The sequence below is a fragment of the Methylobacterium sp. J-059 genome, from assembly GCF_022829485.1.
Taxonomy (GTDB): Bacteria; Pseudomonadota; Alphaproteobacteria; order Rhizobiales; family Beijerinckiaceae; genus Methylobacterium.
Window position 1 is genome coordinate 1 of sequence record NZ_JAKSYA010000066.1, and the last position, 7798, is coordinate 7798.

At 60.9% G+C, this 7798-nt stretch carries 13 protein-coding genes; 6 read left to right on the plus strand and 7 right to left on the minus strand.

Translation table 11 applies throughout. The annotated features are described in order from the left end of the window. Positions 1-438: 438 nt before the first annotated feature. Positions 439-783 carry a hypothetical protein gene (locus MKK55_RS07475; protein ID WP_243933986.1) on the minus strand — a complete coding sequence of 115 codons (345 nt, stop codon included), beginning with the start codon at positions 781-783 and terminating at the stop codon, positions 439-441. 253 nt (positions 784-1036) lie between these two features. On the opposite strand from MKK55_RS07475, the gene MKK55_RS07480 reads away from it, so the two are divergent. After that, complete coding sequence (locus MKK55_RS07480) at positions 1037-1276, plus strand: hypothetical protein (RefSeq protein WP_243933987.1); 240 nt, start codon at positions 1037-1039, stop codon at positions 1274-1276. A gap of 192 nt (positions 1277-1468) precedes the next feature. Continuing rightward, positions 1469-1687 (plus strand): hypothetical protein, encoded by a 219-nt coding sequence (locus MKK55_RS07485; protein ID WP_243933988.1) that lies wholly within the window; start codon positions 1469-1471, stop codon positions 1685-1687. A gap of 338 nt (positions 1688-2025) precedes the next feature. On the opposite strand, the gene MKK55_RS07490 is transcribed toward MKK55_RS07485, so the two are convergent. The 3 genes from MKK55_RS07490 to MKK55_RS07500 form a co-directional block, all read right to left on the minus strand. Next, positions 2026-2205 carry a hypothetical protein gene (locus tag MKK55_RS07490; protein ID WP_243933989.1) on the minus strand — a complete coding sequence of 60 codons (180 nt, stop codon included), beginning with the start codon at positions 2203-2205 and terminating at the stop codon, positions 2026-2028. Positions 2206-2434: 229 nt separating this feature from the next. Further along, positions 2435-2746, minus strand: coding sequence for a hypothetical protein (locus tag MKK55_RS07495; RefSeq protein ID WP_243933991.1), 312 nt, complete (start codon positions 2744-2746; stop codon positions 2435-2437). A gap of 10 nt (positions 2747-2756) precedes the next feature. Continuing rightward, entirely contained in the window at positions 2757-3404 is a 648-nt protein-coding gene (locus MKK55_RS07500) for a ParA family protein (protein ID WP_243933992.1), read from the minus strand. Positions 3405-3596: 192 nt separating this feature from the next. Between MKK55_RS07500 and MKK55_RS07505 the strand changes: the two genes are divergently transcribed. Both MKK55_RS07505 and MKK55_RS07510 read left to right on the plus strand, forming a co-directional pair. After that, positions 3597-3881 carry a hypothetical protein gene (locus MKK55_RS07505; RefSeq protein WP_243933993.1) on the plus strand — a complete coding sequence of 95 codons (285 nt, stop codon included), beginning with the start codon at positions 3597-3599 and terminating at the stop codon, positions 3879-3881. Continuing rightward, on the plus strand, positions 3878-4756 hold the full coding sequence (locus MKK55_RS07510) for a tyrosine-type recombinase/integrase (RefSeq protein ID WP_243933994.1): 879 nt from the start codon (positions 3878-3880) through the stop codon (positions 4754-4756). The genes MKK55_RS07505 and MKK55_RS07510 overlap by 4 nt, the downstream gene beginning before the upstream one ends. A gap of 393 nt (positions 4757-5149) precedes the next feature. Here MKK55_RS07510 and MKK55_RS07515 read toward each other — a convergent pair whose 3' ends face one another. Further along, entirely contained in the window at positions 5150-5401 is a 252-nt protein-coding gene (locus MKK55_RS07515; RefSeq protein ID WP_243933995.1) for a hypothetical protein, read from the minus strand. A gap of 630 nt (positions 5402-6031) precedes the next feature. Here MKK55_RS07515 and MKK55_RS07520 point away from each other — a divergent pair. Beyond that, a complete protein-coding gene (locus tag MKK55_RS07520) occupies positions 6032-6289 on the plus strand; it encodes a hypothetical protein (protein ID WP_243933996.1) in 258 nt (85 codons plus the stop codon). After that, positions 6244-6531, plus strand: a complete 288-nt coding sequence (locus tag MKK55_RS07525; protein WP_279596051.1) for a tyrosine-type recombinase/integrase — start codon at positions 6244-6246, stop codon at positions 6529-6531. The genes MKK55_RS07520 and MKK55_RS07525 overlap by 46 nt, the downstream gene beginning before the upstream one ends. A 135-nt stretch (positions 6532-6666) precedes the next feature. On the opposite strand, the gene MKK55_RS07530 is transcribed toward MKK55_RS07525, so the two are convergent. Then, complete coding sequence (locus tag MKK55_RS07530; protein ID WP_243933999.1) at positions 6667-6930, minus strand: hypothetical protein; 264 nt, start codon at positions 6928-6930, stop codon at positions 6667-6669. A 2-nt stretch (positions 6931-6932) separates the two neighbouring features. After that, positions 6933-7697: a Crp/Fnr family transcriptional regulator gene (locus MKK55_RS07535; protein WP_243934002.1), complete on the minus strand. Its 765-nt coding sequence runs from the start codon at positions 7695-7697 to the stop codon at positions 6933-6935. Between the last annotated feature and the right edge of the window lie 101 nt (positions 7698-7798).

Genomic DNA, 7798 nt, shown 5'->3' on the forward strand with positions numbered 1-7798 from the left:
CCAAAGGGGCGCCTCGGTGCTCTGTAGTGCCTCGTCAATGCCGTACCGATGCAAGGCGGAGAGGCCTGAAGGAACATCGTTTATGAGTGTGACCCCGAAATCTGGGCGATTGGGGTCGAGCCAGACAACCACGGCATCTTCAAACGGCTTTGACATCAGGATCACATCCTCCGTCGCTAAAACCGATTTCTCAATACGCGAATTCAGCCTCAGGTTGCGCTCGCTAGTGGGATGTGTAGTTTCTCGGTTAAGCTTCAGTAACCATCAGATGTGGCATTCAAGGAGAAGCTACGCGTTTGAACCGCTAGTCATCAGCTGCTTCACGAACTGTTTTATCTGCCCATTGTACCTAGGCCAGCGTGGCACTGCTTGACATGGTGGTGCCGCTCTCATCCGTAAGTGCTATCTCGGCCTCAATCGTACGAACATGCTTGGCGGTTAAATGCGCTGCTTTCCGCGTTCCCCGCGGGCGTCATCTTCGGCAGCAGGAATGCCCATCAGGACCCGTAAGGGGTTCGTTCGCACCATGCGGATCTTCCCTGATACCGGCCCGCAGCCAATGCAAACCGCATACGTCCAGCGAGCCCATAAATTCTCGTTCTGCCGATCGACCCCTTGCTGTCTGATCCGAGCCTTCTCAATCAATGCTCGGATCTCAGCGGCCTTTTCGTCACCGACAGATTTTCTCTGTTGGTCCGTAACGGACGGCTTTTGAATTTCCTGTGCCGAGGTAGGCGAAGCAGCCACAATCATTCCGGCAAAGATTAGCAAACCTGCACGCATAAGTTTCTCCTGCCCTCTTGGCTTTGATCACCAAAACGATGACATGACGGGCCAGGGAACAGGAAAGTTTCAGCCTTTGCAGAAAATTAACAATTATCAATGTTTTTCGTACCGCCAAGTTCAGTAGAAATCTTTTCAAACCTGCCCTGAAATGTAGCTGGCTGACAGCAATCGTGATTGAGGAACGATCGGATCGTGCCTGTGGTTTCCCGCCGTGGCACCAACCCGGTGCCGCTGCAAGGAACCGGCCCCGATGACCAAGATCCGTTTCACAGCGTCTGCGGTCGCAGCCGCGGCCTTCGGGGCCGTTCTAATGCCAGCCGGTGCGGTTTCCGCCGCGACGCCCGCCCCGGCGCCGAGCCTCGTCCAGCCTGAGGCCCCGACCGTCCAGGTGCGGATGAGCCGGCGCTCGATGATGCGGCAGCACATTATGCGCCGCTCGATGATGCGTCGCGGCGGCGGCCGGACCATTGGGACGAAGAAGGGGCTCTAACCCACAGCTAGCCGGTTCACTTCGTCGCTAATCCCCGCGGCGAACCCATCAGATCAGCCCGCTCGGTATCAGCCGCAGCGGGCTTTTTCGTGTGTTCCATTCCGGTAGTACGGAGCCACGTCGTCGGCGCTGATCTCTTCACCCTAGACGCAGCCGCTGTGAACCTATCTGGTCGCCAGAAGTAGCTATCGTATGACTGACCTCGTGCCACCGTCCTTGGACTATGCGGCGCTAGTGAAGGACCCTCTCGCTCGGCTGTCGCTCGCTGATTTTGTGAAGGGGTGGCGCATGATCGTCGGCGAGCCGCCCTCGGTCATGCTCGACGATCGATCCGAAATGATCAGGCACCTGCTCGAAAGCGTGCCATCTGCCGTTCTGGACCTAGCAGCTGCTCTCCCTGTGGCCGAATAGCTCGTCGAGATGAGTTCAATCTTTCAGCCCGCCCGGCACAAGCCGCGGCGGGCTTTTCGTAGCCTTATGTAGCCAAAGCACCAAGCGACGTAGCCCGCGGCTCGGCAAATTGCTTGGCCTGATTGAACCCAGCAAGGAGCGCCATTCTTTCGTCCGGATAGGACCTTGGTGCCCTAACGACTGGGCCGTTCTCTCGACTGATCAGCCAGACATAGCGCCCTGGATGAGGGTCGTACGGGAGGACAATGACGCGGCATCCGCCGGGGAGCGTGGTAGGCATCCCGATACCGTGTCACACCAAAGCGTGGCTGTGAAGTTGCTCGCGCCGACGGTCTAGCTCACCTTGCCTGCTTAGGTTCAGCCAGCAGCCCAAAAAGCTGCGCCAGCGCAATCAGTTCGACATCGCTGCACTCATGGCCATCCACGAGCCAAAGGCCCAGGTCGTCGCCTGGTGGCTCGACGTTCCGGCCGATCGTGCGTAGGGCTTCGGCTGCTTCGTGAGATGGGTTGTCTGTCATTTCCGATCCCATGCCGGCCAAGCGCGTCCACGACAAGATAGGACGTCAACGGCGCTCGCCGGGCGGCCGCACCATCGCAGCTCGTCCGGCTTGCACACCCGACCGCGGCGCGGCTAATTCTACCGGTATGCTAGCAAGCCAGTCGACAAGCAATTCGCGAACCTAGATCGGTAGCGAGCCGCAATGCTGACTGTCTGGATTGTCGACCCTCTAGCAGGGGCCGGTTTTTCTACGTTCGGGGGTTGGGGCTGCGCTTCTCGATGACAGGCGGCCGACCATTCTTCCGTAAGAGGTCGTTGCACGCCTCTATCAGCAAGTCCTCTAGGTTCTCGCCCGTGTCGATCGCCAGCCGAGACATCTCCTGCCAGCCGGCGCGGTTCACGCGACACATCATCGTCTTTAGGTCGCGCTGCGTCGGCTCCGGGACTCGACCACTGTCGGGCACCTCGGCCGCGGGCGGGTGCGACGGCGTGGACAGACCGGCTTTCGGGGCGAGGCGATCGGACAGGCTGGAAAGCGAGCCGCGGGCGGGCTTGGACATGCCGGACCTTTCAGGCTTTGCGCGGGAAGGCGCGGGCGAGGCCGACGACTGCCGACCACATGGCTTCAATCTCTCGGGCGGCTCTGCCGTCCGGCTCAAATTCGTTGACCGCTTGCCCGGTGATGAGGGCGTGCGAAAGGCTGGCGCGTTGGGACACCTGACCGGGAAGCACGGGGGCGCCCATGCTTGTGAGTAGGCCGCGGGCCTCGGCGACGATTGCGGTCTCGGACTCGCGCGTGATCGGCGGTGCCGCATTGATGATGCACGCGATCGGCGCTTTGAGGCTGCGGGCCATGTCGAGCGTCGCGCCGACTGCGGCGAGGTCGAACGGTCCAGGCCGAACCGGGATCACGGTCATGGTCGCGCGGGACATCAGAGAGCCGATTAGCGGCGCATTGTGCGGCGGGCTGTCGATGATCGTCCAGGCGATACCTTCGGCCTGGGCGTCCTTTAGGATGCCGGCCACGTCGCCCGCGCCGGCCTTCGCCAATAGCGGCGCTTCGGCGGCCCGGCGTTCGTACCAGAACGAAAGCGAGCCCTGCGGGTCTGCGTCGATCAGGAGCGTTCGGCCGTCCCGCTCGGCGAGCGCGCCGAAGTGCGCGGCCAACGTGCTTTTGCCGCTGCCGCCCTTCTGGGCTGCGATCAGGACGACATGCACGGGCTTGCTCGCTTCGCGGGTTGGCGGGTTGCTGCCTATCCTGTTGTCCGCATCCCTAGCAATGCATGAAAGCGGCGGGACACGAAAGCCTGCGGTCTGGCATTGCGACTTGCTAGCAAGCCGGCAACCTGCCATGGTCTGCGAACGCAAGACAAGTGGTGTTATCTTGCGTTCGCGCTCGGGAGGTACGCCGTGTCCAACATCACCCCAATCATGCACGCGGTGAAGCGGTTCAGACGCGATGCCGAGCAGGCCGGCGGCCGAGTGGTCGCTTGGCCCACGATTGACCCGACCTTTCGGGTTTCAAAGCTAGAACACGAGGGCGACCACGTCCTGTTGTATGGCACCGACGACAGGGGCCGCGACGCGATGCTGATCATTCCCGCCCCGCAATTCGGGCTCTGCATGATCTTTGAGTCGGGCCAGCCAGAACGCGGCTCCTTCGGGTTCGTGCACCACAAGGGGGATGGAGCTTGAGCACAGCTCTCGTTCCAATCGCCGAGCCCGTTGCGACACTGCCGCCCGCACAGGCCGACGACGACACGCAGATGGTGCGGCTGTGGCTGGCACGATCCGCGAGCCCGAACACGCGCCGGAACTATGAGCGGGAGGCGCGGCGCTTCCTGGCGCACGTCGGCAAGCCGCTCGGGCAGGTTCGGATCGGCGACCTGCAGGATTACGTCGCCGGCCGGGACGGCTCGTCGGCAACCGTCGCCCTCGCGGCCTCGGCGCTCAAGAGCCTGTTCACGTTCGCCCAAGAGGTCGGGTTTCTCCGGTTCAACATCGGCGCTGCCGTGAAGGTGCCGCCGATCAAGAACACGCTGGCCGAGCGCATCATGTCGGAAGCCGACGCGCTGCTGATGATCCGGCAGGAACCGGACATGCGGAACCGCGTGCTCCTGACGGTGCTCTACGGCGGGGGCCTGCGGATCTCGGAAGTGTGCGGCCTGCGCTGGCGCGACCTCTCAGCCCGTGACGAGGCCGGGCAAGCGACAATTTTCGGCAAGGGCGGCAAGACGCGGGCGGTCCTGCTCTCGGCCGCAACATGGAAAGTGCTTGTGGCTCTGCGCGGCGAGGCTGGACCGGACGCCCCCGTGTTCCTTTCACGGAAGGGCGGGGCGCTTGATCCGAGCGCAGCGCATCGCGTGGTGAAGGCAGCGGTCACGCGGGCAGGGCTTCCAGCGGAGGTCTCGGCACACTGGCTCCGGCATGCGCACGCCTCTCACAGCCTGGACCGTGGTGCGCCGATCCATCTCGTACAAGCGACGCTCGGGCACGCCTCGGTGGCGACGACGGGGCGCTACCTGCACGCTCGGCCGTCGGAAAGCTCGGCTCGGTTCCTGGGGGTGTGATGGCCGCCGCGTTCAGGGGGCACTCGGGGAGTGGGTTCCTATGAGACAGTCAGGATTGAGTGAACCAGCGCTCACTCTGATCGCTTCACCGGCTCATACGCAGACGCAATCAAGCGCCTTAGCGACGGGCTAGAGCGCCCAATCCGAGCGTGTCGAGGACGCGCTCACGACAGAGAGTATCATCCTCGCTGAGGTCACCCTTTTCGAAACGAACGATCACGGATGGATCGACGCTGGCGAGTTCAGCCAAGGCCTCGACGGAGTAGGCGCATCGCAGGCGGGCAGCGCACACCTCCGATGCCAGGCGTTGGTGGTAGTCCGAGGGGGGATCGTTCGAAATGCTCATAGGCCGGCCTACGCAGGTCGAAAGCACTCGGTTTCATCACGGGCCTGTTAGATCGATCCCGATGGCTTTGACCGGGGCAGCCCCAGATCCGTCAAACCAAGCCCCTGCGCCAAACCGATCGCAGCCTCCAGTGAGAGATCGCTGCTAGTGCCTTGTTCGATGGCCTCGATAACGCTCGGATCGGTCCCCAGGAGGCGTGCAGCGGTGATGAGATCCAAACATAGCTTGGCACGCGCCAGTCCCGCATGGTTAGCCAGGTTCTGAAATAGGGCCCGTTTTCGTTCCGCTGTTTGTTCCATGCACACTGCATGAGTTCCTCGTGAACGACGAATTGCCGCTCACCGAGCATAGCTGTTTAGGCCCGACATCCTCCTACCTGTGGTTGATCCCCTGCCATTCCCACAACGCAAGGAACCCAACCGATGCCGTGTTCATCGCAGAGACCACGAGGCATAAGGATCTAAGGACTGCACTTAGGAAGGTTCACTAAACAGGTGTATCTAAGAACTATTCTGAAACTGTCTTCCTTTCAATCAAGGCTTCTTCAGTCGAGGTCCGCATCAGCGGACTATGTTCCGTCGAGTAATATTTATAATAATCCCAAGATAGGCATCCTACCAGTCTTATAATTTACGCTATAGTTATCTATATCAAAATTTAACCGATAGAAAGATTAAAATACTGATAAGTGTAAAAATATATGTCGCTATAAAATTTTAACTATAAGCATGAAATACAACCCGTAATTTGAGCTATGTTCTATAATTGAGCCCCTTGCCCTGTATATGACCGCTAGATTATTGCTATATTATGAGATAGGCATCGTGCTTCAACCTTCTCGCTCTCGTCGTCTGTGGGCACCAGTGTTAGTCTTGGCTACGGTCACAGCCGTAAGTGTCGCTCTGCCAGCCTGGGCAGCGCTATCCACAGTGGTCCGTGTGGTTTTGCAAAAAGGACGCCACTACGATCCGAAGGATCTGTTCCTTCAACGAGGCGCCACACTTGTACTCGTGAACGGCGACGATGTCGCCGTGCACCATGCCTTCATCGAGGCTGATCGCCTCCGCTTCGATGGCGGTGATCAGGAACCTGGCTCAGAGCGCACACTGAAATTGACAGAGGCCGGTGACTTCGTGCTTCGATGCGGCATCCACCCAAAAATGACGCTTACCATTCATGTGCAGTGAGCATCCTATACGGTCGTAGCATCGGGGACATCGTGAAGCGGTATGCCGGAGCCGCGGGCTTCGATCCGGCGGCGTTCGGCGGGCATTCCCTGCGAGCCGGGTTCGTGACGACGGCGGCCGAGCGTGGGGCCGACCTCGCGCGCATCATGGAGGTTTCGGGCCATCGCGATCCGCGGACCGTGCTCGAGTACGTTCGAAGGGCGAACGCCTTCAAGGATCATGCCGGGAGCGGGTTCCTGTAGAGGGTGCAATCCCAGCTCGACTAGGCTGTGCGGGGCGATCTGAGCCAGAATCACCGGGTTCGAGGTAGCACGCTGACGTGCCGGGACGGTATTGGAGCATCCGAGTGAAACGGACCTTCAACGCGGCAGCTTCAGTCATGCTTTTCGGCACTGTCGCAGCCATCGCGTTGCCTCCTCCAGCGTGGCGAAGATCGGCGCTGACACTCCGAAGAGACGTCCGAAGGCCGCCTCCACGAACCAGCCCGGGCCCACCTCGTGCTCGGGGGTATCGAGACGCACCAGCACGGCGATCAGCAGGCCGTCGGCGAGGACGAGACGCCCTTCCCGATCCGGGCTGCCCGTGTCGACCATGATCGGCTGCAGCACGAGCAACGTCTCAACGTTGTCGCGCGCATCCATTCCTAGCTTCCCCGGAGCTGGTTCAGCCATGGCTGGCTCCGGCGTGCCCCCCAGCGCGTGTTCTTGAGGTGGAGGTAGTTGGGCGTGAACCCGCAGAACGCCTTGAGCCGCTCGACATCGTGGATCGTCAGAACCCGTCGTTTGAGCGTGATCAGCCCGAGATCATGCAGCTCGCGAAGCGTACGGTGCACGTGAACGGCGGACAAGCCCATCGCATCCGCAAGCTCGGGCTGCGTGAACGGGAAGGCGTAGCTGTCGTTCGTCACCTTCCCGACAGCATCGAGCCGGACCAACAGTTCGCAGAGTAGATGAGCGATCCGCTGCTCCGGGGCACGGCCACCGAGGTTGACGAGCCACTCGCGCAGCACCGCCTCATCCACAAGGGCACACCACCAAAAGGCTCGCGTAACCTGCGGATGGGCCTGGGTGATCTCCTCGATGGCCCGACGCGGGATGTCGACAACATGGCACGGGGAGATCGTGCCGATGTTGTGGTCCATCTGGTCGAGGATGAACACGTTGAGATCGCAGAAGTCTCCTGGAACCAGGAGAGCCATGATCTGGCGTTTGCCGCTCGGCAGCACCTTGTAGCGGCAGGCGAGGCCATCGAGGATCAGATGGACGTTCTCGGGTTCGTCGCCTTCTCGGACCAGATCGACCCGTGCACCGACCTGCCGAATGCGTGGCGTCAGACCATCCAGGGCCCGGCGATCGTCATCCGATAGGTCCTCGAAGCCTTCCAGCTTCCGGGTGAGTACCTGCTGCATCACGCCTCGGCATGGTGACGTCGGCTCCCCTCATATGTCGGAAACCCAACCAAACAAATTATCATTTGACGATTTGGTTGCATAATCCCCTGCTTTTGTTT

Coding starts and splice junctions, on each gene's coding strand:
- MKK55_RS07475 (WP_243933986.1), bottom strand. CDS start 783: ATGCGTGCAGGTTTGCTAATCTTTGCCGGAATGATTGTGGCTGCTTCG.
- MKK55_RS07480 (WP_243933987.1), top strand. CDS start 1,037: ATGACCAAGATCCGTTTCACAGCGTCTGCGGTCGCAGCCGCGGCCTTC.
- MKK55_RS07485 (WP_243933988.1), top strand. CDS start 1,469: ATGACTGACCTCGTGCCACCGTCCTTGGACTATGCGGCGCTAGTGAAG.
- MKK55_RS07490 (WP_243933989.1), bottom strand. CDS start 2,205: ATGACAGACAACCCATCTCACGAAGCAGCCGAAGCCCTACGCACGATC.
- MKK55_RS07495 (WP_243933991.1), bottom strand. CDS start 2,746: ATGTCCAAGCCCGCCCGCGGCTCGCTTTCCAGCCTGTCCGATCGCCTC.
- MKK55_RS07515 (WP_243933995.1), bottom strand. CDS start 5,401: ATGGAACAAACAGCGGAACGAAAACGGGCCCTATTTCAGAACCTGGCT.
- MKK55_RS07525 (WP_279596051.1), top strand. CDS start 6,244: ATGCGGCATCCACCCAAAAATGACGCTTACCATTCATGTGCAGTGAGC.
- MKK55_RS07530 (WP_243933999.1), bottom strand. CDS start 6,930: ATGGATGCGCGCGACAACGTTGAGACGTTGCTCGTGCTGCAGCCGATC.
- MKK55_RS07535 (WP_243934002.1), bottom strand. CDS start 7,697: ATGCAGCAGGTACTCACCCGGAAGCTGGAAGGCTTCGAGGACCTATCG.